At 70.1% G+C, this 25856-nt stretch carries 14 protein-coding genes; 6 read left to right on the top strand and 8 right to left on the bottom strand.

What is annotated here, in order from left to right; translation table 11 throughout:
• Positions 1-112: 112 nt before the first annotated feature.
• The 3 genes from EZH22_RS13465 to EZH22_RS13455 form a co-directional block, all read right to left on the bottom strand.
• The gene (locus tag EZH22_RS13465) at positions 113-1150 is read right to left on the bottom strand and encodes a nickel/cobalt transporter (RefSeq protein WP_203196087.1); all 1038 of its coding nucleotides are present in this window, start codon (positions 1148-1150) and stop codon (positions 113-115) included.
• Positions 1141-1782, bottom strand: a complete 642-nt coding sequence (locus tag EZH22_RS13460; RefSeq protein ID WP_203196086.1) for a DUF1007 family protein — start codon at positions 1780-1782, stop codon at positions 1141-1143. The genes EZH22_RS13465 and EZH22_RS13460 overlap by 10 nt, the downstream gene beginning before the upstream one ends.
• A gap of 181 nt (positions 1783-1963) precedes the next feature.
• Entirely contained in the window at positions 1964-2863 is a 900-nt protein-coding gene (locus tag EZH22_RS13455; protein ID WP_203196085.1) for a UTP--glucose-1-phosphate uridylyltransferase, read from the bottom strand.
• A 410-nt stretch (positions 2864-3273) separates the two neighbouring features.
• Here EZH22_RS13455 and EZH22_RS13450 point away from each other — a divergent pair, with 410 nt between their 5' ends.
• Positions 3274-4593, top strand: coding sequence for a lytic murein transglycosylase (locus EZH22_RS13450; RefSeq protein ID WP_203196084.1), 1320 nt, complete (start codon positions 3274-3276; stop codon positions 4591-4593).
• Positions 4594-4750: 157 nt separating this feature from the next.
• Here the strand turns inward: EZH22_RS13450 and EZH22_RS13445 are convergent, their stop codons facing one another.
• From EZH22_RS13445 to EZH22_RS13435, 3 genes are all read right to left on the bottom strand, one after another.
• Positions 4751-6016 (bottom strand): cytochrome P450, encoded by a 1266-nt coding sequence (locus EZH22_RS13445; RefSeq protein ID WP_203196083.1) that lies wholly within the window; start codon positions 6014-6016, stop codon positions 4751-4753.
• Positions 6000-7739 carry a di-heme-cytochrome C peroxidase gene (locus EZH22_RS13440; RefSeq protein WP_203196082.1) on the bottom strand — a complete coding sequence of 580 codons (1740 nt, stop codon included), beginning with the start codon at positions 7737-7739 and terminating at the stop codon, positions 6000-6002. Before EZH22_RS13440 ends, EZH22_RS13445 begins: the two co-directional genes overlap by 17 nt.
• A 134-nt stretch (positions 7740-7873) precedes the next feature.
• A complete protein-coding gene (locus EZH22_RS13435) occupies positions 7874-9010 on the bottom strand; it encodes a helix-turn-helix transcriptional regulator (RefSeq protein WP_203196081.1) in 1137 nt (378 codons plus the stop codon).
• 370 nt (positions 9011-9380) lie between these two features.
• On the opposite strand from EZH22_RS13435, the gene EZH22_RS13430 reads away from it, so the two are divergent.
• The 5 genes from EZH22_RS13430 to EZH22_RS13410 all read left to right on the top strand — a co-directional run bounded on the left by EZH22_RS13430 (position 9381) and on the right by EZH22_RS13410 (position 23567).
• On the top strand, positions 9381-10850 hold the full coding sequence (locus EZH22_RS13430) for a peroxidase family protein (RefSeq protein ID WP_203196080.1): 1470 nt from the start codon (positions 9381-9383) through the stop codon (positions 10848-10850).
• Positions 10851-11137: 287 nt separating this feature from the next.
• Positions 11138-20365 carry a type I polyketide synthase gene (locus tag EZH22_RS13425; RefSeq protein ID WP_203196079.1) on the top strand — a complete coding sequence of 3076 codons (9228 nt, stop codon included), beginning with the start codon at positions 11138-11140 and terminating at the stop codon, positions 20363-20365.
• 40 nt (positions 20366-20405) lie between these two features.
• Complete coding sequence (locus EZH22_RS13420) at positions 20406-21590, top strand: efflux RND transporter periplasmic adaptor subunit (protein ID WP_203196078.1); 1185 nt, start codon at positions 20406-20408, stop codon at positions 21588-21590.
• A gap of 94 nt (positions 21591-21684) precedes the next feature.
• Positions 21685-22830 (top strand): ABC transporter permease, encoded by a 1146-nt coding sequence (locus EZH22_RS13415; RefSeq protein WP_203196077.1) that lies wholly within the window; start codon positions 21685-21687, stop codon positions 22828-22830.
• Positions 22827-23567 carry an ABC transporter ATP-binding protein gene (locus EZH22_RS13410; RefSeq protein WP_231711465.1) on the top strand — a complete coding sequence of 247 codons (741 nt, stop codon included), beginning with the start codon at positions 22827-22829 and terminating at the stop codon, positions 23565-23567. The genes EZH22_RS13415 and EZH22_RS13410 overlap by 4 nt, the downstream gene beginning before the upstream one ends.
• Before the next feature lie 173 nt (positions 23568-23740).
• On the opposite strand, the gene EZH22_RS13405 is transcribed toward EZH22_RS13410, so the two are convergent.
• Both EZH22_RS13405 and EZH22_RS13400 read right to left on the bottom strand, forming a co-directional pair.
• Positions 23741-24763, bottom strand: coding sequence for an LLM class flavin-dependent oxidoreductase (locus tag EZH22_RS13405; RefSeq protein WP_203196076.1), 1023 nt, complete (start codon positions 24761-24763; stop codon positions 23741-23743).
• Between the two features lie 148 nt (positions 24764-24911).
• Complete coding sequence (locus EZH22_RS13400) at positions 24912-25700, bottom strand: SDR family NAD(P)-dependent oxidoreductase (RefSeq protein ID WP_203196075.1); 789 nt, start codon at positions 25698-25700, stop codon at positions 24912-24914.
• Positions 25701-25856 lie beyond the last annotated feature (156 nt).

Genomic DNA, 25856 nt, shown 5'->3' with positions numbered 1-25856 from the left:
CGTTGTTTCAATTCCAGGCGCAACGAAATTGCTCAAAAGCTGGGCGTGACGTATTTTGGTGCAACGCGAAAGGTGCCTGACGGCGCCGCAGCATGGACCCGAGGCTCCCGGCTCATCCCGCCGTCAGCCGCTCGCTCTCGATATATCCGGTGAGCAGGGCGAAGCCGAACAGCATCACCAGCATCGCGGCCGTGAGCTCGAGGCCCGACAAAAGCACTTCCGCCCGCTGGGTGCGCGCACCCGCCAGCCGCACGGCAAGGCGTTTGCCGTAGACCGCGATCGCCGCGATCAGGGTCACCGTCAGCGCCGTCCCCAGGCCCATGGCGAAGACCGCGCCGACGCCGCTGGCGAACACGCCCTGCGCCAGGGCGAAGGAGAGCACGATGATGGCGCCGGAGCACGGCCGCGCCCCCGCCGACAGCACCGCCACCGCCGCCCGGCGCAGGTCGCCGCCGGTGGCCAGCAGCGCCGGGTCCGGCGCATGGGCGTCGCCGCAGCCGCAATCGGCATCGTGGGCGTGGGCATCGCCCCGCAGCGCGGCAACGAGGCGGCGGCCCTTCACGAATGCGAGATAGAGGCCGAACAGGCCGATGCCCCCATAGGCGCCGATCTCCACCATGTTCACCACCCGGTCCATGGTGCCGGAGGTGGCGTTGAGCGCGAGAAAGACGATGGAGACGAGCAGGATGGCGCTCATCGCCTGGACCACGCCCGCCGCGAGCGAGAGCGCGGCGCCCCGGCGGAGCGTGCCGCCGTCTGCAAGGATGTAGGAGGAGATCACCGCCTTGCCGTGGCCGGGCCCGGCGGCATGGAACACGCCGTAGGCGAAGGACAGCCCGGCGAGCAGGAAGAAGGCGTGGCCGCCCGCCTTGGCGGCACGCACGGCGCTCTTCAGCGCGAGATAGAATTCCGCCTGCTTCGCCAGCAGGAAGCCGGTCACGCCCGAGGGCGCAGCCGCGCCGGGCGGACCGCCGAGGCCGAACGGGGTCGGCGGCTTGCCCCCGCCGCCGAGACCCTGGGCAAAGGCGAACTCGGGATACAGCAGCAGGGCGGCGAGCAGCGCGAGGGCAAGGAGCGCCCCGAGCGCGAGGAGAACACCCGTTGCCCGGCGCAGGGGTGCGGCGACCCCGGTCACGTTGCTCACGGGCATTGCACCGTGATCTTGTCGGCAAACTGGGCGCCATAGGCGCTGGCAGAGGTCAGGCTGTTGAAAAAGGCCTCGCTGAGCTGCGCGCTTTGCGGCGGCTCGGGCGAGATCACCTGCTGGGTGCAGCCGGCCGGGGCATCGACCAGCCGCACCGGTTCCTTTTCCACGAAGGAGAAGGAGACGAACACGGTCGGATCATAGATTTCGAGCGAGATCGCCCCCTTCGCCGGCACCGGCTTGGCCAGCGGCAGGGTGAAGTGCAGCGTCAGCATCTCGTCCGCATAGGTGAGGAAATAGTCCACCGGGTCCTTGAACGCGATCTTGGCCGTCGCCGTCTTGCCGGTGACGAAATAATCGTACTCCTTCAGCGAGGTGACGTTGACCTCGGCGAGCGGCTTCAGCACGTCGTCGGCATAGGTGCCATCCTTCCGCTTCTCCATGCCCTGCAGGGCGTAGGCGGAGAATGCGTCGTCGAAGGTCCAGCTCTGCTTCACCGCGGTGAGCCGGCCGTCCGGCGCGTAGACGAGCTCGCTCTTCATCGTCACCCACACATGGGGATGGGCTTGCGCCGGACGCGGCGCGGCGAGGAGGGCGGCGGCACAGGCCAGTGCGACCGAAGCGAAGCGCGGTGTCATCTTGCGGCATCCTGTTTGCGCATGACCATGCCTGTGACTTCGGCGGAACGGTGGCGCAATCCGGCCTTCCGCAGCAGGAGGCAGGCCGGAGGGCGCTTGAATCGCTCCATACGCGGGCATGATGACATATCGGTGATGACGCCCGCCTGCGTCACGCAGGCGGGCGGATGCCGGCGCGCGATCAGTTGCCGCCGAGCATGGCCTTCAGTTCACCGCGAAATTCGTCGGCGATGTCCGGACGCGAGAGGGCATAGGCCACATTGGCCATGAGGAAGCCGATCTTGGAGCCGCAATCGTAGACCGAGCCGTCGAACCGCACGGCGAAGAACGGCTCGCTCTCCTTCAGCTTCAGCATGGAATCGGTGAGCTGGATCTCGCCACCGGCGCCCCGCTCCTGATTCGCCAAAAGGTCGAAGATGGCCGGCTGCAGGATGTAGCGGCCGGAAATGGCGAGGTTGCTCGGCGCGTCGCCGGCCTTGGGCTTTTCGACCATCTGCGCGATGGCGTGGGCGCCCTTCGCCACGGCGTCGCCGGTGCCGACGATGCCGTACTGGTGCGTCTGGTCGTCCGGAACCTCGTAGACGGAGAGCATGTTGCCGCCGGTCTCGGCATAGGCTTCCACCATGGAGCCGAGGCAGCCCTTGCCGTTGCCCGCCCCGTTCTTGGGCATGTGGAGCATGTCCGGCAGCAGCAGGGCGAAGGGCTCGTCGCCGATGATGTCGCGCGCGCACCACACCGCATGGCCGAGGCCGAGGGGAAGCTGCTGGCGGGTAAAGGAGGTGGTGCCGGCCTTGGGCGTGTCGCGGTCGAGCTGCTCCAGCTCCTTGATCTTGCCGCGCTCCTGCAGGGTGCGCTCCAGCTCGAACTGGCGGTCGAAATGGTCCTCGATCACCGCCTTGTTGCGGCCGGTGACGAATACGATGTGCTCGATGCCGGCGGCCCGCGCCTCGTCCACCACGTGCTGGACCACCGGCCGGTCCACCACCGTGAGCATTTCCTTGGGGACCGCCTTGGTGGCGGGCAGGAAGCGCGTGCCGAGACCGGCAACCGGAAGAATGGCCTTACGAATGGGTTTACGCATCAAGATCCGCCCCTTTGCGAGCCACGTCTCGCGTGCTCTATCACACCTGCCGCGCAGGCGTCCGCGCCCCTGCGAAAGGATTTCCGCCATGGTGGCGTCACGGCAACGGTCGAGCCCGCGATCGGGTTCCGCAAGGAACAATCTGCTACCGCCACCGGTTGCGGGCGTCGTTTCCGGCAAAGCCGCGCGCACAAGATGACGCGGATGGTAAAAAATCTCCGGCACGCCGAAACGGCGCATGGATCAACCTTCCCGCGGCCTTGCTTTGCTCTGCCGGCGGCATTCATCGGATCCGGCCGTGGAATCTTGCCTTCCGTTAACCCGCGCGCAACCATATTGCCGCCCAGTAGATGCCTCAGACGGTCAGCAGACGGCCGCCGGAACAGGCGTGCCGCGGAGAAGGTTTCACGATGGCTTCAAGGACCTTGAGGAGTGGTGTTCGCGCCGCGCTCGCGCTGGCTGCGGCGGTGCTCGTCACGCCGGCGGCGGCACAGGCCCAGACCACCGGCTCCATCTTTCCCTTCCTTCAGCCCCCGGCACAGCAGCCGGCGGCCGCCGGCGGCGGCCATCCGCTGATGCAGCCGGAAGCGCTGGCCCAGGCCCAGGCCAACTTCCCGAACTGCATCGCCGCCCTGTGGCCGCTGGCCCAGTCCAAGGGCGTCTCGCGGCGCACGTTCGAGCGCTACACGGCCCGGCTCGAGCCGCAGATGAAGATCATGGACTTCATGGACAGCCAGCCGGAGTTCTCCAAGCCCATCGGGGCCTATGTGAACATGCTGGTGACCGACTGGCGCATCAAGAAGGGCCGCGAGATCCTCGAGCGCTACAAGCCCATCTTCGAGAAGGTGGAAAAGGCCTACGGCGTCGACCGCTACGCGGTGGCGGCCATCTGGGGCATCGAATCCACCTATGGCGACCCGGACGGCATCGGCCGGCGCAACGTGCTGGAATCCGTCGCCACGCTGGCCTGCATCGGCCGGCGGCAGGAGTATTTCCGCGACGAGTTCATCGCCACCCTCCAGATCCTGGAGAAGGACGACGTCCCCTACGACCACATGAAGGGCTCGTGGGCCGGCGCGTTCGGGCCCACCCAGTTCATGCCCACCTCGTTCCAGCGCTTCGCCGTCGATTTCGACGGCGACGGCAAGCGCAACGTGGTGGATTCCATCCCCGACATCATCGCCTCCACCGCCAACAACCTGAAGCTCGACGGCTGGGAGTTCGGCAAGGCCTGGGGCTACGAGGTGGTGCTGCCGCAGGGCTTCGACTACCGTTCAGCCAACCGCACCATCAAGAAGTCGCTGGCCGAATGGAACGCCATGGGCGTGCGTCGCACGGGCGGCATCGCCTATCCGCGCCCCGGCGAGAGCGCCTACCTGCTGCTGCCCGCCGGCTCCGGCGGCCCTGCCTTCCTGATGATGAAGAATTTCGACGCCATCCTGAGGTACAACCCGGCCGACGCCTACGCCCTCGCCATCGGCCATCTCGCCGACCGGCTGCGCGGCGGCGGCGCCTTCGCCCAGTCGTGGCCGAAGGAGGAGCGCGGGCTCAGCAAGGCGGAGCGCCTGGAAATCCAGGGCCGCCTCGCCCAGATGGGCTACGACATCGGCAATGTGGACGGCATCCTCGGCCAGAAGACCCGCGTCGCCATCCAGGACTTCCAGGCCCGCTCCGGCATGGTGCCGGACGGCTATCCGGACCTGCAGGTGCTGGCGCAGATGCGGCGCTGAGGGGAACCGACGCCTCTGCGTACCGGACCAGCGACGCCGAAGGCGGAGCGCCGAGCCGATACCCAGCGCAAGACTCCTGCGCAGCAGGCAAGTCGCGGGGATGCTCCGGAAGAGAGCCGCCTTCGACGCATTTTTGCGCTGGGCACCGGGCAGTGCCTCAGTCCAGCCCGATCCGGTAGCTCTGCGGGAAGGGCGTGCCGCCCATGTCCACCGGCGCCAGCGGCCGGGAGGCGGGGCGGCGCAGGACGCGCTTGACGATCTCCGGAATCATGGTGCCGCCCACGTAGCGGCCGAGGCACTCGTGGTGCCCGTAGCCGAAATGCAGATAGGTGTGGAACGGCCGGTCCGGCTTAAACGCCTCCGGCTCCGGCACGAAGTCCGCGTCGAACATGGCCGAGAGGCTGAGCGGCAGCACCACCGTGCCCTTGCCGATCACCTTCTCCCGGTCGGTCCCCTGGGCGATGGCGATGGTGGAGGCCGCCTCGCGGAACATGAAGGCGACGATGGGCGAGAAGCGCAGCGCCTCCCACACATAGCCCTCGAAGGCGGGATCGTCCGCCACCGCCGCCGCCCGCGCCCCGGCCAGCGCCTCGGGCCGCGCGAACAGCTCGGCGAGGGCGTTGATGACCGCTTCCGCCGTGGTCTCGATGGCGCCGATGAGCAGCCCGCCGATATTGATCACCACCCGGTCCATGCCGAAATGGGCGGCGGCCGGCAGGTTGAGGCTGAGAATGCGGGTGAGGCTGTCGTCGGGGGCCGTGCCGGCCTTGATTTCGGCGATGCGCGCCGGGATGAGCTGCGCGAACAAGGCCCGCAGCTTCACCCGCGCCTCCTCCGCCGCCTGATGGACGGCCTCGGCGTCGGGACGCCCGTCATAGGGCAGATTGTTGAACTGGTCCAGCTGGTTGGCATAGGACCAGTCGAGCAGGTCCTGGTCCGGGCCGGCAATGCCGAATATGCGCTGCACGATGCGCATGGGGACGAGACGGGCGAGCTGCTGCACCGCCTCGATCTCGCAACCGGCCTTGTCCAGCGCCTCGTCGGCCACCTCCGCCACCGTTGAGCGGACCTTCGGCAGATCCTCCCAGGCGAGGATGGCGCGCATGACGGACTTGTCACGGTAGTTTACCACCGTCTCGTCCATGGCCAGCATGAAGTCGCCCATCTTGGGCTTGTAGAGGTCCACGGTGAACACCTTGGGGATCGACAGCACCTCGATCACGTCGGCGCGCCGCGCGATGAGTGTCACATCGCTGGTCTCGTAGATCGGCGCATGGGCGCGCAGCTCGGCGAAGAAGGCCCGCGGCTCGCTGGAGATCCAGCTGCGCGCCAGCGGCCAGCGCTCGGCCGGACGCAAGCTTGCGAGGCGGTCGAGGTAGGGCGTGGGCGAAACGCGGGTCGCGGCGTCAGTGGCGGCGGACATCCGGCCCCTCCAGGATCTTCAGGTATTCCACGATGGCGAAACGGTCGTCGGGCGAGAGCTTCGTCACGGCGGGATCGGGAAAGGCGTGGCCGCGATTGGAATTGCCCGGCAGGCTGGTGTCGAACAGGAACAGGCCGGCGCGCGCCTTCTCGGGGAATGCATCCGGCGACGAGACGAAGCCCAGCTTTTCGGCATCGAGGCGCTTCGAGCCCACATAGAACCGGGCGGGCCGCTCCTCCTCGGGCGAAAGCAGGTCATAGACGGTGGGCACCGAACCGTTGTGCAGGAAGGGGCCGGTGGCCCACACGCCGGCCAGTGGTCCCGCCTTGTAGCTTGGCGGCTGAAGCCAGCCCTGCTGCGGCGCGTTGCTCCCCGGCGCGAAGCGCCAGCCGTACCACTGCTTGCGCGCGTCGCCGGTGATGCCACGGGCCCGCAGGTCGTTCTCGGTGATGGCACTCACCGCCGCCAGCAGCACGGCGCCCGCCGGCACCTGGCCGTCGGACAAATGCGGTGCGTTGGCGAGCAGCGGGGCGAGCACGCCCGGCTTGGCGAAGCGGCCGGTGAAATTCGTGAGCATCTTGGGGTCGGTCTTCACCTTGCCGATGTCGACCATGGTCACCGCCAGCCACTGCCGCCCGCCCTCGGTGTCGGCGGCGGGGGTCAGACGGTATTCCGGCCCGCCGTGGCAGCCGGTGCAATGGGCCTTGAACAGCTCCGCGCCGTGCCGCGCCTTGGCGGCGTCCACCTTCCCGAGTTCCGCCTCGGGCCACGGCGGCGGCTTCAAGTCGGCGACCCAGGCCTCCAGAGCCACCAAATTGTCGGCGAGCGCCGCGGAGGAGAAGGCGGCCGGGTTGCCGTTGGCGAAGCTGGTGTGCCCGAACACCCCCATCACCTCGCCGAGATTGCGCCCCAGCGGGTTGCCTGCCACCCCGTTCCACTGCGCGTAGCGCTGCGCCGCGGTCGTCCACAGGAAGGGATAGCTCACCGGCGCGTCGGGAATGCGGAAATTGGCGGGCTCCGCCAGCGCCTCGGCGGCCACCGCGTTGAGGATATGGCCGAACGCATCGAGCCGGCCGCGCCCGTAGGGCACCGGAGTCCAGGAGGCGGCCTCCAGGCGGCGGATCTCGGCGGCGGTAGCTTCGAGCCCCGGTCGCACCATTTTGGGGTCCACGGCGACGAGGCGCGCGGCGAAGCGCTGGAACTTGGCGGGATCAGCGAGCGTCACGTCGAGCGCGCGGCTCAGCTGCTTCATGAACTGCTGGTAGTCACCGAGCGAGGCTCCGCCATCGATGCGGATGCGCACGCCCTTCGCCTCGATGTCGGCGGTGTGGCAGGCGGCGCAGGTCAGCCCCACCATGGGACCGTAGGCGCCGCCCGCCCGCGGGTCCTTCACGAAGCCGATGGGCAAGGCATCCGGGTTGAGGGACGACGGCTTGTCCGCCGGGAGGAAGCCCGTTTGCGCGATATAATCGGCATCGAGGAACAGCGCTTCGGAGAACGGCTGCTCCAGCGCCCGCAGGAAGGCGTAGGGCAGAAGCTGCGACCCCTGGGATGTGTAGTAGAACTGCTCGCGCCGCGCGTCGGTCCAGCCCTGGTCCAGCAGCTTCGGCGCTTGTGTCGTCGTCCCGGCATCGCGCCGCGACAGGATGGCGTCGGTCGCGGCCGCCAGCGCGAGAAAGCCCGCGAGCCCCGCCAGCACGATGATACCCTTCCGCCCCAGCATTCTCTCCCCCAGATCCATGCGGCGGGGACGCGGCCCCGCGTGACGAAGACGCCGGCCGCCGGCCGGCGCAATCCATTCCTGCCTTCGCGCCGCCGCCAGCGCCCTCGCGCCGGCGAGCTTTGCGCCGCTGCGTGTCAGGCGAGCGACAAATCGAGGCTCTCCCGCAGGCGGGCGACGAGCTCGCCCTGCCGGTTGGTGTCGGTCTTCTCGTAGAGCGCCTTCAGCTGGCTGCGGGCGGTGGAGACCGCCACGTTGCGCTGCTGGGCGAAATCGGCGATCGAGGCGCCCACCGCCAGCGCCGCCGCCAGCGCCGCCTCCGACGGGGTCAGGCGGAACGTGGTCTGCAGCCGCCGGGCCACGTCGGCGCCACTCCGGCCGGGGGCGCGCACCACCACGGCGATCTGCGCGCGGCTGGCGAGGCGGGTGCTCCCCTCCGCTGCCGGCAGGGGGTGGAGCGACACGCGGTAGGGGCCACCTTCAGCGGCTTGGCGCGGCACTTCCAGGTGATCGGCATGGGCGAGGTGCGTCTCACCGCGCGCAGCGGCGAGGGCGAGGGCGACGGCGCCCGCCACCTGGCGCGAGGCGCGGTCATCGCGGAAAGCAAGCTTGCCGCTGCGCAGAGCAATGTCGCCCTCCTTCACCATGGCCTCGCCGGTGCGGTTCACGTGTCCCACGCGCATCTCGCCGTCCACCAGGAAGATGCCCGCGTCCACGATGTCGAGGGCGGCGGCGATGTCGCCGACCTTGGCCTTCGCCTCGTCGAGCAGCGCGTAATATTCAAAGGCGCGGCGCAGATGCGGCACCACGAGGCCGAGCTTCTGCTTTTCCGGCGCGCCGAACGGTCCCTGCGCCCGCCCGCGCATGGCGCAGACGGTGGCCATCACGTCCGCTTCCTGGGCGAAGTAGGAGACGAGGGAATGCTCCAGGTCCATGGGCTCCACCACCTCGCGGAACATGGCGGAGGCGCGGAACTGGTCGGGGTCCACCCCGTCCTCCCCGCAGATGACGCGGCCGGGGTTGGACAGGATGTAGGACAGGCGCGGATCCTCGGTCGCGTGGCGATAGAGGAAGGTCTTGTAGGCGTTGTGGTCATGACCCCACACGCGCCAGGTGGGCTTGCGCTGCTGCTTCAGGCTGAACACCGCAAGCTGGCCGACGCGGCCGTCGATGAACCGCGTGACCCCTTCGAGCAGGATGCCCCACTGCTGGGGATCGCCGCTGAGCTCGTACACGTCGCCGATGAGGCGGGAATATTGATCGAGATCGCCCATGTCCGTCCCATTTCCGCGCGGCGCCGCGTCCGGACGGGCCGGCACGTCGCAACGCTCTGATCCGATGGACCGCCGTGGCTCATCCCCGCGAGAGCCGAACGGCGCGCCGGCAACGCCCGTCCCCGCCTTCAAGGCGGCGACCGCCGGAGCGGTCCGTGACCTTGGGCGCAGCATTGCACAACCGCCCCAAGCTGCAAGACGCAGAAGGGCGCGGTCATCCCCCATTCGCAGGATGCTTCCCCATGCGGAGCCATGCTGACCTATCGGGCAAGGGGCGGGCGTGGGCGAACAGACAGAAGAAGAGTGAAGCACCGGTATGCGTGTGGAAAGGCCTATGGACATGTGTGCGGGGGGAGACGAGCCGCGCCCGATGCTACGCGAGTCGATCGGCGAGCGCGTGCGCGCGCTGGCGCTGGAAGCCGGCGCTCGCCCCAGCGATCAGGGATTTTGCCGCATGTTTCCGGCGCTTGCCGGCGAAGCGCATCTTCTGCCATCGGGGCCGCGCACGCTGCGGGACCTGTCCCTCCTCGCCGCCACCATGGTGGAGCCGGAGGCGCCGCCGCCGCGTCCACGCGTCAAGTCGCCGGGCGATAGCGACCTTCCGGCCGCCTACACCTACCTGGTGGAATTCGTGCGCAACGACCTGGTCTGGGAACGCCGCTCCCAGGACGAGGCCGCGCTCGGCCCGGCGGCCTATGGCCCCCTCGGCTCCCTCTCGGGCCTGCTCAACCGCCGATCCGGCGGCCTCGACCTCGACAGCGTCTACGATGCCCCCCGCGACCCGGCGGCTGTGCGCCGCATGCTGCTTGGACCGACCTCGCCACGATCGGGAGCCTCCGCGTCCGCCGACGCGCGCGCGGAGGGCCGCAACGGTGCGCGCAACGAGGATGCGCGCACCGACCTGCCGCGCCACCCCCGCAGCCGCGATCCCGCACGGGACCGCACCCCGCGCATGAGCGATACGCGCAACGACGCGAACCTCATCCTCAGCCAGCTCCATGTGGCCTTTCTCAAGGCCCACAATGCCCTGATCGCCGCGGGCCTCTCGTTCGAGGCGGCCCGGCGCGCCCTGCGCCGCCGCTACCAGTGGATGGTGTTGGAAGACCTCCTGCCGAAGATCTGCGACCCGCAGGTGGTGGACGAGGTGCTCGCGACGGGGCCGCGCCTGTGGCGGGCCCAGAAGCCGGGCGAGATCTCCATGCCGGTGGAGTTCTTCGCGGCGGCCTTCGTGCTGGCGCCCTCCATGACGCGGCCGAGCTATGACTACAACGCCCGCTTCCGCGCCGTCGAACACGCGGCGCTGGCCACGCGCGCGGTGCTCGGCGCGGGCGGGCGCGGCCCGGACACCCTGCCCGGGGAGCGTGTGATCGCGTGGGACGCCTTCCTGCCGCTCAGGGCGGAGGCGCCGCAGCGGGCACGCCTGCTCGACACCCAGATTGCCGGGGCGCCGGAGAGCGCCGCGGCGCTGGCCACGCGGCACCTCACTCGCGGCTTCCGCCTCGGCCTGCCCTCCGGCCAGGCGGTGGCGCGGCATCTGGGGCTGCGGCCGCTGCGCGACGACACCCTGCTCGCCACCCTGCCGGACCACCAGCGCGTGGCCGCCCTGCCCTTCTGCGAGGCGACGCCGCTGTGGTTCTATATCCTCGCCGAGGCGGGCGACCCGAACGGACCCGCCGGCCGGCACCTGGGGCCGGTCGGCAGCCGCATCGTCGCCGAGAGCCTGTGGAACCTCGTCCGCCATTCGGATGCGTCCATTCTCGCACCGCGGGAGATGGCGGACTTCGAGCGATTCTCCCTGGCGGACCTCGTCCTCCTCGCGGGCGAAGAAGACGCCACCTGAGCGCACCCACACTTCGACCGAAGTCTCTACCGGACCACCATGCTGCGCCACACCCTAAAGCGGGGTGTGGCGCAGCACGCGGCAGCCCTCACCCCTCCCGCCTCAGAACCCAGGAGCATCTCGAAGGTAAATGCCAAACAAAATATAGGTATTATGATGCCTCAGCATGCCTATTTTACCGGCATTTACTTCTTTTCTTCGTGATCTCGCTGCAAAGGAGATGACAACGTCCACTGCGTACGCATAGTTTTGCGCTGCGGCATTCTTGGTGGAAGGGGGCGCTTCCCGTGGATAGCTTGGATCTTCTCGACGGTGATTCACGCACGCTCGCCACCGGGCATCCGGTGGATCCTGAAGCCGTAGCGGTCATCGGCATCGGCTGCCGCTTCCCTGGCGGCGTGGCCAGCGCAGCTGGATACTGGTCCTTCCTGATCGGCAAGAGATGCGGTATCCGTGAGATTCCAGCGGACCGCTGGAATCTCAAGAACTACTACGATTCCGACCCCGAAAGCGCGGGCAAGTCTTACTCAAAGTGGGGCGGCTTCCTCACCGACGACGTCTTCCACTTCGACCCTTCCTTCTTCGACATGGCCCCGCGCGAGGTCATGCTGATGGATCCGCAGCAACGCCTGCTGCTGCAGGTGGCCTATGAGGCCATCGAGGATTCCGGCACCGCGCTGCGCATCCTGCAGAAGCAGCGCACCGGTGTGTTCGTCGGCATCTCCACCTCCGACTTCAGCTACAGCCAGCGCTACCGGCGCGTCGCCACCGACATCTTTGCCGGCACCGGATCGGCCTATTCCATCGCCGCGAACCGCATTTCCCACCGCCTCGACCTGAAGGGGCCGAGCATCGCCCTCGACACCGCCTGCTCCTCGGCGCTGGTGGCGGTGGACCAGGCGGTACGCCACCTCTCCATGGGCACATGCGACGTGGCGCTCGCCGGCGGCGTCAACATGATGCTCGATCCCGGCCCGTTCATCGCCTTCTCCAGCGCCAACATGCTCTCGGCCACCGGCGCCATCTACACCTTCGACGCCCGCGCCGACGGCTTCGTGCGCGGCGAGGGCTGTGGCCTGGTGGTACTCAAGCCGCTGGCCCGCGCCGTGGCCGACGGCGACCGTATCTACGCCGTCATCCGCGGCACCGCCGTGAACCAGGACGGGCGCACGCCGACCCTCACCGCCCCCTGCGACGCCGCGCAGACCGCCATGCTGGAGAGCCTCGTTGCGCGCTCCGGCATCGATCCAGAAGACGTGGGCTACGTGGAGGCGCACGGCACCGGCACGCCGGTGGGCGACCCCATCGAGGCGAGCGCCATCGGCCGCGTGTTCGGCACGCCGCGGGTCGACCGCCCGGTGCTGGTGGGCTCGTTCAAGCCCAATCTCGGCCATCTGGAATCCGCCTCCGGCATCGCCGGGCTGATCAAGATCGTGCTCTCCACCCACCACGGCGTGGTGCCGCCCAACCTCAATTTTGACCAGCCGAACCCGAACATCCCGTTCGATGCGCTCGGCCTCAGCGTTCCGGTGGAGCCCACCCCCTACGACACCGAGGACGGCGTGCGCCTCGCGGTGGTCAATTCCTTCGGCTTCGGCGGCACCAACGCCTCCGTGGCGGTGGAGAGCTGGCGCGGCGGCAAGAGCTTCCGCCCGGGGCCGCGGCCCGGCTCGGAGACCCGCGCCCGAGCGGTCCCGGCGGACGGCCCGGTGCTGATTCCGCTGTCGGCCAACAGCAAGGGCTCCCTTGCTCTGTGGGCGGAGGAGCTCGCCGACGCGGTGGACGAGGGCGGCCCCTTGTCCTCAGTCCCCTACGCGGCGCTCGCCGAGGCGCTGAAGGCGCGGCGCGACCATCTTTCCGAGCGCGCCGCCCTCCTCGCCGACCCGCAGGCGCACGATCTGCCCCTCAAGCTGCGCACCCTGGCGCTGGGCGCCGACGCCCCCGTGGACGAGGCCCTCGCGCCTTACATCGTCACCGGCCGGGCGAAGCCCCGGCGGCTCGCCTTCACCTTCTCCGGCCAGGGCGGCCAGTGGTGGGCCATGGGCCGCAAGCTGCTCACCGAGGACAAGACCTACCGCGGCTTCGCCGAGACCTTCGACGAGGTGCTGAAGCCCTATACCGGCTGGTCGGTCATCGAGGAGGTCACGCGGGATGAGGCCACGACCCGCATCAACGATGCGGACGTGACCCAGGCCGCCATCTTCACCTGCCAGGTCGGCCTCTACCGCATGTGGCGCGAGCGCGGGCTCACGCCGGAGCTGCTGGTCGGCCACAGCTTCGGCGAGGTGGCGGCAACCCACATCGCTGGCTGCATCGACCTGGATACCTGCGCCAAGATCATCTACCACCGCGGCCTCATCCCGCTGCAGAGCAAGCGGCGTGGCGCCATGGCGACGCTCGGCGTCACCTACGAGCAGCTCGCGCCGCTCCTGCCCGACGACGGCAGCGTGGTGGTGGGCGCCTATAACGGTCCCACCGCGCAGACGATCACCGGCATGGAAGCTCCCGTGGACGCGGTGCTCGCCGAGGTGAAGCGCCTCTATCCGGACGTCACCGCGCGCCGCCTCACCATGGATTTCGGCTGGCACTCGCCCCACCTCGACGATTGCGAGGCCTATTTCCGCGCCGGGCTCGGCGAGATCTCCTGGAAGCCGCCGTCCGTCCCCATCGTCTCCACCGTCACCGGCATGCTGGAGACGTGCTTCGATTCCGAATACTGGTGGCAGAACCTGCGTCAGCCGGTGAGCTACAAGAAGGCCATCGACTTCTGCCTGGACCTCGGCATCGACGCCTTCCTGGAACTGGGTCCACACCGCACCGTCACCCCCCTTGTCCACGGCATCGCGCAGGAGCGCAGCGCGGCGGTGGTGGCGGTGTCCTCGCTGGAGCGGCACGGCGACGACCGGCTGGTGATGGCCCGCTCCATGGCCGGCCTCTACGTGAACGGTGTCGCCTTCGACTGGACGGAAGGCGGGGCGAGCCGCGAGGAGCACCTGCCTTTCCCGCGCCGCCCCTGGGCCAACGAGCGCCTGGTGCAGCTGCCGCTGGAGGCACGGAACTTCCTGTTCGACGCCGACCGCCATCCCCTGCTGGGCTGGCGCGAGACCGGTCCCGACCCGACCTGGACCAACGAGATCACCCTCAAGAGCCTGAAGTTCCTCGCCGACCACAGGCCGGGGGGAGACTGCCTGTTCCCCACCGTCGGCTATGTGGAGATGATGGCCGGCGCCCTGCGCGAGCTGTTCGGCGACGCGCCGGTGGAACTGCGCGACTTCCGCATCCACGATGCCCTGTCCATCGGCTCCGACGACGTGGTGCTGCTGCGCACCACCTACGATCCCATTACCAGCCGCCTGCGCATTTCCTCGATGAAGCGCGACACGGAGGAGGACTGGCGCCTTCGGGTGGAAGCCTATGGCTGGCAGCACGCCTTCAGCCTGCCGCCGGCGCGCTTCGACCCCGCCATCCTCGCCACCGAACCGGCCATCGCCCGGGAGGACTTCTATCGCCTCACCGCGCGCCACGGTCTCGACTACGGCCCGAGCTTCCAGGCGGTGGAGGCGCTGTGGCTCGCCGGGCCGCGCCATGCGGTGGCGCGGCTTTCGAGCGCCGAGGCCGCCCGGCGGGACGGCTTCATCGCCTTTCCCGGCCTGTTCGACAGCGTGCTCCAGTCCGGCCTCATCGTGGAAGATGCCGAAACCGGCCTGTGGATCCCCGGCGAGCCACTGCCGGAGGAGGAATCCGTCGCGGGCAAGTACAAGCTCATGCTGCCGGTCGGCATCCGCAAGGTGATGGTGGCCGGCCCCCTGCCGCCGGAAGTGATCTGCGAGTTCTTCACCGCTCCCGCCGACGACACCGGCATCTACCGGGTCTATGCGCCGGACGGCACGCCGCTTCTGGCGGTCGAGAACCTGAAGGTGAAGACTCTCGGCGCGCTCAAGGCGAGCGCCGGGGACGGCGCGGCGGTGGTGATCGAAGAGACGTTCGAGACCGTGGCGCCAAAGGCGGACACCCCGCTGCGCCTTGGCCGCTGGCTCCTCGTCTCCGGCGACCCGGCGACGACGGCCCCCCTCGCCACGGCGCTCGCCGCCTCGGGTGCGAGCGTCGAGACCCTCGCGCCGGACCTCTTCACCGCCATGCGGACGGATGAGGCGGTGGCCCTGGTCGAGACACGGCTCGCCGCGACCGAGGGCCTCGCGGGCATCGCCTATGCGGCAACGGCAGGCATCAAGATCGGCCCGGAGGAGCAGCTTTCCACCGACCGCCTCGTCGCTGCCGTGGAAACGGCAACCTGCGGCCTCGTCACGGTGGGCCAGGTGATGGATCGCCTGCGTACCGCGCCGGCACGCCCGGCTCTCGTCGTCCTTGCCCGCGCCAGCCGCCGGGTGCCGGGCGACGGCGCCATGGCGACCGAGGGCCTTGCGGATTCCGCGCTGCTCGGCGTGTCGCGCACCCTCGCCAACGAGTGCCAGGAATTTTCCGTCCGCCACGTGGACGCCGATGCCGCCGCCTTCGCCGAGGGCACCGCCCTCGCCGGCGCCGTGCTGGAGGACAGCGACGAGGCCGAGATCGTCCTGCGCGGCGCGGCCCGCGTGGTGCCGCGCCTCCGGCAAGGGCCGCTTTCGGGCCTCGCGCCGCGCCGGCGGACCATCGCCAAGGCCACGGACGGGACGAACTTCACCGTCACCATGACCAACCCCGGCGTCATCGACAACGTGGTGCTGCGCGAATGCGCCATGCCGCGGCCGAAGGTCGGCGAGGTGGTGGTGGAAGTCGCGGCCGTGGGCCTCAACTTCCGCGACATCATGGCGGCCACCAGCATCCTGCCCGACGAGGCGGAGGGCGAGGGCGCGTGGTGGCGCAATCTCGGCCTCGAATTCGCCGGCACGGTGCTCCAGGTGGGCGAGGGCATCTCCGGCTTCAAGGCCGGCGACCGCGTCATGGGCATGGGCAAGGGCTTCCTGCGCCGCTTCGCCGCCGCCGATGCGCGCTTCCTCATGCACGTGCCGGATCAGGTCACGCTGGAAGACGCCGCCACGCTGCCGGCCGCCTTCATGACCGCCCATTATTCGCTGGTGGACGTGGGCCGCCTTGCCGACGACGAGACGGTTCTGGTGCATCTGGCCACCGGCGGCGTGGGCCTTGCCGCCATCCAGGTGGCGCGGGACATCGGCTCGGAGATCCTCGCCTCCGCCGGTTCCGACGCCAAGCGCGCCTTCCTGCGCGAATTGGGCATCACCCATGTGATGAACTCGCGCAGCCTCGAATTCGCCGAGGGCGTGCGGACCGCCACCGGCGGGCGGGGCGTGGACGTGGTGCTGAACGCGCTCTCGGGGGCCGGCATCGACAAGGGGCTCGAATGCCTCGCGCCCTTCGGCCGCTTCGTCGAGATCGGCAAGCGCGACCTCGCCCAGGACAAGCCCATCGGGTTGAAGTCGCTCTACTATAACAACAGCTATGCGGTCATCGACCTGTCCACCATCGCCGACGAGCGGCCCGCCAAGCTCTCCGCCCTGCTGCGCGCGGTGGAGGCGAAGGTGGGCGAAGGCCGCTACCGGCCCATCGTCGCCTCGCGCTTCCCGGTGTCGCAGGCGGCGGAGGCCATGCGCATCTTTTCCAAGGCGCAGCACATCGGCAAGGTGGTGCTCACCTTCGACGAGCCCGCCGTCGAGGTGGACATCGACCTCTCCCAGCCCATGCGTTTCGCGGCCGATGCGAGCTACCTCGTCACCGGCGGCCTGCGTGGCTTCGGCGTGGCGGTGGCGGACTTCCTGAGCCGCCAGGGCGCCGGTCGCCTGCTGCTCGCCGGGCGCAACGGCACGCCGGACGAGGCCTCGGCGCCCCTCATCGCCGCCATCGCGGAGCGGGGCACGCAGATCGTGCCCGTCGCCCTCGACGTCAGCGATACGAATGCGGTGGACGCGCTGATCGCCGCTCATGCCCATTCCGACAAGCCGCTCAAGGGCATCGTGCACGGGGCGGCGGTGATCGAGGATGGTTTCGTCAGCCAGCTCGACGCCGCCCAGATCGCCCGCGTCGTCCGCCCCAAGGCGGGCGGAGCCTGGAACCTCCATCGCGCGGTCACCGCGCACGGGGCGGAGCTGGACTTCTTCGTCAGCTTCTCCTCCCTCGCCCAGGTCATCGGCAGCCCCGGGCAGGCCAACTACACGGCAGCCAATTCGGTGCTGAACGCCATGGGCTCCTATCGCAAGGGCCGGGGCCTCGCCGGCTCCGCGGCGGCGTGGGGCTCCATCGCCGGCTCGGGCTTCGTGTCCCGCTCGGAGGCGCTCGGCAACTATCTCGAGAGCATCGGCATGAAGCCGCTGCCGGACACGGAAGCCGCCGCCTCCCTCGGCACCCTGCTGCGGGCCGAGGAGGAGAACCTCGGCTTTGCCCGCGCCGACTGGGCGGCCATCGCCCGTGCGCTGGCGCAAACGGCGGGCACCGCGCGCGTCAAGCCGCTGCTGGCCCAGCGCTCGGGCGGCCGCTCGCGCATCCAGGCCGAGCTCATCGCCGCCCCGCGCGAGGCGTGGGACGGCATGCTCGCCGACCTCATCCGCGCCGAAGTGGCGAAGGTGCTGAAGGTCTCGGCCTCCGATATTCCGGCCGACCGGCGCCTGTCCGAGCTCGGCCTGGATTCCCTCTCCTCGTTCGAGCTGAAGAACCGCATCGAAGCGCATGTGGACGTGAACATCCCGGTGGCGAAGTTCCTTCAGACGCCCACCATTACCGGCCTGTCCGGCGTGGTGGCGGCCACCTTCGAGACCGCGCAGAAGGCCCGCGCCGCGAGCGCGGCGGCCGCTGCCGCCGGCGGCTCGGGGGACGGCGGCACGACCGCGGCCGCGTTCCGTCCGCTGCCGCGGCAGGAGGCGCTCCTCGCCCTCGACAGCCGGCCCATGACCTCCCCCATCGCCCGCACGGCGCTGGAGGTCGCGGCATCGCGCACCTGCGATCCCGGGCTCGATTTCGAAACCCTGGCCCGCGCCCTGGCCGCCCTCGCCCAGGCGGAGGACGCGCTGCGCCTCGCCGCCGCGGCGGACGGCACCATCGTCGTCGGCGAAGCCCCCGACCTCGAATGGATCGCCGATGCGGCGGCCCTCGCCCCGGTCACCCGGCCGGGACCCCTCTGGCGCTTCGGCGTGACCCGCGGCGCGGACGATGTGCTCACCTTGCATGTGCGGGCGCACCGGGCCGCGGCGGACGCCCTCTCGCCGTACCTTGCCCTCGCCCGCCTCGTGGCCGCCGCGCCGAAGGCGCCGGAGCCCGGAACCCCGTTCGCCGCATTCGCGGCTGCGGAGCGGCCGGCGGACGGCACGCCCGCCCAGTACGCGCACATGGCCTTCTGGAAGGAAGTGCTCCGCAACCCGCCCCGCGCCATTCCCGCGCCCGGCCGCACCCTGGCCCAGGCCCCCGCGGGCTTCGGCCTCAATCGCGGCCCGGTGGGCCGGCTCAGCGCCGCCATCTCCGTGCCCGGCTTCAGCGGGCTCGCCGCGCCGGAGCAGGAAGCGATGTTGCTGGCCGCGCTGGCGCGGGCGCTCGCCACCGTGGCCGGCACCAACCGGCTGGTGGTTGAATGCCACGATCCCGCGCGGCGCGACGGGCCTGCGGACCTTCTTGGTCCCGTCTGCGCCTCGGTGCCGCTGGTAGTGGACCGGCTCGACACGCCGGCCGAGCGGCTGGTGCGGCGCGTGCGCCAACGCCTGGCCATGGCACGGGCGCATCGCGCCCTCGATACCGCCGCCATCGAGACGCTGCTCGCGCAGCGCCTCAACGGGGCCGGAGCGGCGCTGCGGCAGGTCGGCTTCGCCTTCCTCGACGCCGACGCGCCCGCACGCCTCGCCGCCCTCGGCATCGATGATCCACTGGATGTCCTGTCCGATCCCTTCAACGAGATCCGGCTGGATGCGGCAGTGGAGGCAGAAGGTGTCCGGGTGCGGCTCCGCCTCGACACCGCGACGGCCTCCGAAGCGAGTGGCCGGGCCCTGCTCGATGCCCTCACCGAGGCGCTCGCCCAGCTATCGGGGCTCCCGGTCGAGCTGAAGACGCCCGTCTGGCGTGCTCCGGCGACCACGGCACGGATGCCGCGCGCCGCCGCCGCGCCGGAGCGGCCGGCCGTGGCTGCACAGACCAATGGCGAACGGGAGGTCCCCGTCGCCCTGAAGCAGGACCTGCTGCTGCGGGCCTTGCTGAAGCCCGAGACCAACCACGCGTTCCGCGTGCACTGGACCATCGGTCGCGCCTTCCGCATCTCGCCGCGCATCGACCTCGACCGGCTGCGCCGCGCCCTGTGTCTGGTGGAAGAGCGGCAGGAAGCCCTGCGGACACGCTTCGTCGCCACCGACGACGGCCGGCCCCGTGCCCTCATCGTCCCGCCGGGTGCCCCGCCCCTCGTGGTGGAGGACATGCCCGGCGCCGACATGGTCGAGGTGGAGGCGCGCGTCGCCGCCTTGCTCGACTGCGAGCTCGACCCCTTCACCAGCCGGCCCTATCGCATCACCGTTCTGCGCGGGGCCGCGGAAGGCGACGTGGTGGTGGCGCACGGGCATCACACCGTCTTCGACGGCTGGTCGCTGGGCGTATTCGTGGAGGAGCTGTTCCAGGCCTTCCTCGGCATTCCCCTGCCACCGCCGGAGATGGGGGTCGAGGAGTATGTGCGCGACTTCGATCGCGCGCTGGACCCCGCCTTCATGGCCGAGCGCGACGCCTACCTCGCCGCCCTTTATGGAGACAATCCACCGCCCCTGCCCGACTTTGGCCGGCGGGCGAAGGGGCTCGCCACCAATATCGACCTGACCCAGGCGGCACCGGCGGGCGAGATGTTCGCCTTCCTGACCACCGACGGCCAACAGCGGGTGCAGGCCCGCGCCCGCGCCGCCGGCGTCACCGAGACCGCCCTGCTCGCCGCCGCCTTCAGCCAGACCCTCGCCACCCGAGGCAAGGTGGATGACGTGATGGTGTGCATGCCCGTCGCCATGCGGACCGACCGCCGCCTGACCAGCTTCGTGAGCTGGCTTGCCGGGCTGACCCTGCTGCGCGCGCCGGTGCGGGGGACGCCGGGCCTCGACGCCCTCGCCGTCGAGCTCACCAACCAGCTCCACCGCTCCATGCCATACGTGCCGCTGGGCTACGCCTGCGAGGAGCGGCCGGCGCATGACGCGGTTCGGGCGGCCGGCTCCTATCTCTCGCTCTACAATACCGGCATGCACACGCCGGACCGCTTCGCCCGCGGCGCCACCACCTCCGCCCTCCAGCGTCAGGGCAAGGCCGAGGAGCTGGACCTCGGCATCATCAAGGTCGCGCCCCTGTCGGCGGGGTTGTCGCGCTACGCCATGTACGAGGTCGACCTGCGCTCCTTCCAGGGCGCGAACGGCCTCGCCTACCGCATGTGCTTCGACCTCACCGCCCTGACGCCGGCGGAGGGCCGCGGCTTCCTCGTTGAGGTGGTCGAGCGCCTGGGGGCGGGCGGCGACGGCTGCGAACCCATCGTCGACGTCGCCGAGGAGGGAAACGCGTGACCCGCTGTCCCGGCACCAATCCCTCGGCGGGACCGCCGCGATGAAGCCGCAGCCCCCGCCGCTGGCCGCCACCGACCATTCCGCCGGCTGGCGCCGCCTCGCCTTCGCCCTGCTCCTCGCGGCGCTGGCGGGAGGCGCCATCGGCTACTGGTACGTGGTGCCGGTCAAGGTCCCCTGGCAGCAGGTGCAGCCCCGCCTCATGAGCCTGGAGATCAACGGCCCCGGCCTGCTCGACGCCATCAACCGCGTGGTGGTGACAAGTCGCATCCAGGGTTTCCTGAAGTCCATCGAGGCCGACCGGAACGACGTGGTGAAGCGGGGCCAGGTGCTGGCACTGCTCGAATCCGTCGATCTCCTGAACCAGCTCGCCGCCGCCCAGGCCGAGGCCACCGCCGCCGCCCGCGGTATCAGCGAGGCGGAGAGCGAGCGGGCCCGCGCCAAGGCCGGCTACGACCGAGCGAAGATCGAGTTCGAGCGGCGCTCCAGCCTCGCCCGCAGCAACGTCATTTCTCCCGCCGAGCTCACCACGGCGGAATCGAACTACCTGCAGGCCGAGGCCGACATGGCGCGGGCCGATGCCGGCATCGAGCGGGCCAAGGCGCAGCTGCTGTCGAAGCAAGCCAACGTGAAGGTGCTGGAGGCCAAGCTCGCGGAAGCGACCATCGTCTCCCCCCTCGATGGCGTGGTCATCTCCCGCGAGCGCAATCCCGGCGACCTGCTGCTGCCCGGCGCCAACCTGATGCAGGTGGTGGAACTCTCCACCATCATCATCTCCGCCCGCTTCGACGAATCCGCCCGTTCCACCGTCAAGCCGGGACAGCCGGCGCGCATCCGCTTCGCCGCCGACCCCAACCGCGTCTGGACGGGGAAGGTGCTGCGCCTGTCGCGGCAGGTGGACCAGGAGACGCGGGAGTTCACCGCCGACATCACCCTCGACGCGTTGCCCGAGAGCTGGGCCATGGGCCAGCGGGCCAACGTGGCGGTGGAGGCGCAGTCGCCGGCCCTCACCATCGGCGTGCCCGAGACCTTCGTCACCCGCCGCGACGGGCGGCCCGGCGTGTGGCTGGCACGAAACGGACGGGCGACCTGGGTGCCGGTGACGCTCGGCTATGTGAGCGGAACGAATATCGAGGTGACGCGCGGCCTCAAGGCGGGGGACGCGGTGCTGTCACCCGCCGGGCGCTATCCTTTCGAACCGGTGCAGCTCGGCGCCCAGTTGCCCTAACTAGGTGCCTTAACCAGGTGCCTCAGGTGGCCGCTCCGACTGGCAGGGGACGCGGACAAGCAGGACGCACACATAGGGGACGGAGGCGCGGGGCATGAACATCGCCCTCAAGGACATGCGGTTCTCGGCCCTGCGCTTCGCCCTGACGGCGGTAGGCATCGGCCTGCTGCTGGGCGCCACCATGGGGATGATCGGGCTCTATCGCGGCATCGTCCACGAGGCGCTGCTGATCATCAACGACATCGGCGCCGACCTGTGGGTGGTGGAAGGCGGGCGCTCGGGCCCGTTCGCCGAAACCTCCGCCGTGCCGGCGAGCCTCGACCGCCGGGTGGAGGGCGTGCCCGGGGTGTCGGCGACCCGGCGCTTCATCCAGTACAACCAGCAATACCAGATCGGCGGCAAGAGCGTGCGGCTCGCCGTCACCGGCATCGACTATCCCAAGGACACGGGCAGCTGGATCCCGCTCATCGACGGGCGGCTGTTCCGCTCCACCCGGTACGAGGCCATTGCCGACGCCTCCACCGGCCTGCTGGTGGGCGACGTGATCCGCCTCGGCCACGATGACTATACGGTGGTCGGTGTCACCCGCGGACAGGTGGACATGGGCGGCGACGGCATGTTCTTCGTCACCATCCCCGACGCCCAGGCCATCAACCGGGTGCTGCCCTCCGAGGCGATCCTGCTCAACCGCATCGCCAAGGGCCGCTCGCGCATGGGCCTCGGCGACGGCGGCGCGCTCGCGGCGGTGATGGTGGAGCTGAAGCCCAATGCCGACCCGCGGGTGGTGAAGAACCACATCAAGGCCTGGGGCGACGTGGAGGTGCTGACGCAGGACGAGGAGCGCGCCATGCTGCTCGACGGGCGGCTGTGGCGGCTGCGGGTGCAGATCCTCGCCTTCACCGCCATGACATTGCTGGTGGCGGGCTCGATCATCGCGCTGACCATCTACATGCTGACGCTGGAGAAGATCCACCAGATCGCGCTCCTGAAGCTCATCGGCGCGCGCGACCGGGTGATCATCGGCCTCATCGTGCAGCAGGCCCTGTGGATCGGGGCGCTTGGCTTCTCGGTGGCGCTCGCCATCTCCTTCACCCTCTATCCCAACTTCCCGCGCACGGTGCTGCTGCTGCCGGAGGATCTGGCGGGCATCGGGCTTGCCCTGCTCGCCATCAGCCTCGGCGCGAGCTGGTTCGCCATCCGGCGGGCGATGAAGGTGCGCGCGCAGGAGGTGCTGGCGTGACGGCCCCCTTCTGGACCAAGGACGTGGTGATGGAGGTGCGCGGGGCGGGCAAGGCCTACCTCTCCGCCGGGAGCACCGTGAACGCGCTCGCCGACATGACCCTGGCGCTCCGGGCGGGCGAGCTCACCGGCATCGTCGGGCCGTCCGGCTCGGGCAAGACCACCTTTCTGATGATCGCCGGCCTGCTGGAGCCGCCCTCCACCGGCGCGGTTCTCTTCCGCGGCCAGCCCATCGCCGATGCGAGGACGCGCCTCAACAGCCTGCGCGACTTCCGCCGCACCCATGTGGGCTTCATCTTCCAGAAGGCGAACCTCATCCCCTTCCTCACCGCCGTCGAGAACGTGCAGATCGCCCTGGAGATCAACGACGTGCGGCCGAAGGCGGCACGGGCCAAGGCGCGCGACCTCCTCGCCCGCTTCGGGCTGGAGCAGCGGGAGAACAACTATCCCACCCAGCTGTCGGGCGGCGAGCAGCAGCGTGTCTCCATCGCCCGGGCGCTGGCCAACGATCCGGTTCTGCTGCTCGCCGATGAGCCCACGGCGGCGCTGGACGGCGCGCGCGGGCGGCAGGTGATGCAGGAATTCCGCAAGCTCGCCGACGAGCGGCAGGTGGCGGTGTGCGTGGTGACCCATGACCCGCGCTGGTCGGACATCTTCGACCGCATCGTGGAGATGAGCGACGGCCGCATGACCACGGTGCGCCCCGGCGGCGCCCCCACCGCGCCGGTGGAGCTGTAGGGCACAGGTGTTCACGCCGGCGCGAACTCCCGCACCGCCGCCCATACGGAGGGCAGCGCGGGCTCTCGCCTCGACATGAACGCGCTGAAGCGACCGGCGGGCATCGAGATGTGACGCGCCCCGAGGGCGCGCCGACGATGCCCGGGCCCCTTCCGGGACGGTGCCGGCGGACGTCAGCGCCAGCCGAGGGCCGGGGCGACGTGCTTCAGGATGGCCTCGATGACATGCGCGTTGTAGTCGACGCCAAGCTGGTTGGGCACGGTCAGCAGCAGGGTGTCGGCCTCGGCGATGGCCTCGTCCTCCGCCAGTTGCCGGACGAGGACATCCGGCTCGGCGGCGTAGCTGCGGCCGAAGATCGCCCGGGTCTTCTCGTCGATGAAGCCGATCGTGTCCTCTTCCGCGTTGCCGCCGCCGAAATAGGCACGGTCGCGGTCGTCCACCAGCGCGAAGATGGAGCGACTGACGGAAACCCGCGGCGTGCGGGCGTGGCCGGCGGCCTGCCACGCTTCGCGAAAGGCCCGGATCTGCGCCGCCTGCTGAACGTGGAACGGCTGGCCGTTCTCGTCGTCCTTGAGGGTGGAGCTCTGCAGGTTCATCCCGAGCTGCGCCGCCCAGACGGCGGTGGCGTTCGAGCTGGCCCCCCACCAGAGCCGCTCGCGCAGGCCCTGCGCATGCGGCTCGAGCCGCAGCAGGCCGGGCGGGTTGGGGAACATGGGCCGCGGGTTGGGCTGCGCGAAGCCTTCGCCGCGCAGCACGTCGAGCAGCACTTCGGCATGCCGGCGGGCCATGTCGGCGCTGGTCTGCCCCTCGGCCGGGGCGTAGCCGAAATGGCGCCACCCGTCGATCACCTGCTCGGGTGATCCGCGGCTGATGCCGAGCTGCAGGCGCCCGCCGGCGATGAGGTCGGCGGCGCCCGCGTCCTCGGCCATGTAGAGCGGGTTCTCGTACCGCATGTCGATGACCGCTGTGCCGATCTCGATGCGGCTGGTCTTCGCCCCCACCGCCGCCAGCAGCGGGAACGGCGAGGCGAGCTGCCGGGCGAAGTGGTGCACGCGGAAATACGCCCCGTCCGCGCCCAGCTCTTCCGCCGCGACGGCGAGGTCGATGGATTGCAGGAGCGCGTCGGCGGCGGAGCGCGTCCGGGAGTGGGGCGAGGGCGTCCAGTGCCCGAAGGAGAGGAATCCGATCTTCTTCACGATGATCCAGCGCAATGGTGAGGTCGGCGCAAGTTACGACGCCACGGCCGCGAACGCACCTGCCGACCGTCCCTTATCCCGACATCGTGCGCAGGCCTGCCATGCCTGGATGGGCACCGTGGCGACCGCCCTTGAGCCCGCCGGTCGGTCACCCGTTGCTGCGCGCGCCCCGCAGCGTGGGCAGGCCGATGCCGGCGGCGTCGAAGCCGCCATCCACCGCCAGTTCCTGTCCGGTGATGTAGCTGGCGCGGTCACTGCACAGGAAGAACACCGCTTCCGCCAGCTCATGCTCCAGCCCGTACCGGTTGAGCGGGATGGAATCGTGGTAGTCGGCACGGATGGCAGGGGAATGCACCGCCTTGGCCATGGCGGTGTCCACGGGACCTGGGGCCACGGCATTGACGCGGATGCCGAGGCCGGCAAGCTCCACCGCCAGCTGCTTCGTCAGATGGGCGAGCCCGGACTTGCTGGTGCCGTAGGCGGCACGCAGCGTCGAGGCCCTGAGCCCCGAGATGGACGTGATGTTGACCACGGCGCCCCCGCCCTGGTCGCGCAGCAGCGGCGCGGCGGCCTTGGTGCAGAGGAACGGGCCGGTGAGGTTCACCTCGAGCACGCGGCTCCATTCCGCGTCGCTGGTCTCCAGCAGCGGCTTGAACACCGCGACGCCGGCATTGTTGACCAGGGCGTCGAGCCGCCCGAACCGCGCCACGAGGGTCGCGAACGCCGCGGCCACCGCCTTCGCGTCCGAGACGTCGCAGGTCAGGGCCAGGGTGCGCTCGGCGTCGCCCAGGCTCGCGACGGCGGCTTCCAGCAGCGCGCCTTCGATATCCAGCAGCGCCACCCGCCAGCCTTCGGCGAGGAACTTCTGCGCCACGGCGAGCCCGATGCCGCGCGCGGCACCGGTGACGAGGGCGACTTTCTGATCAGGAGAGGACATGGGCGCTTCTGGGTTCGCGAATTTCACCCCTCATATCCCGGTGTCGGGGAAAACGGAATGCCGAGGGGAGGCCCGCGCCCGCCCCCATGCCCAAGCGCCAAGGTGGGGCGGCGGAAGGCGCCTCCCCGCGCCGCCTTTCGCTTGACGACGTTGCGC

It is taken from the genome of Xanthobacter dioxanivorans (assembly GCF_016807805.1).
GTDB classification, from domain to species: domain Bacteria; phylum Pseudomonadota; class Alphaproteobacteria; order Rhizobiales; family Xanthobacteraceae; genus Xanthobacter; species Xanthobacter dioxanivorans.
Note: the sequence above shows the minus strand (reverse complement) of the source record. Positions and strands in the feature narration are given on the sequence as shown.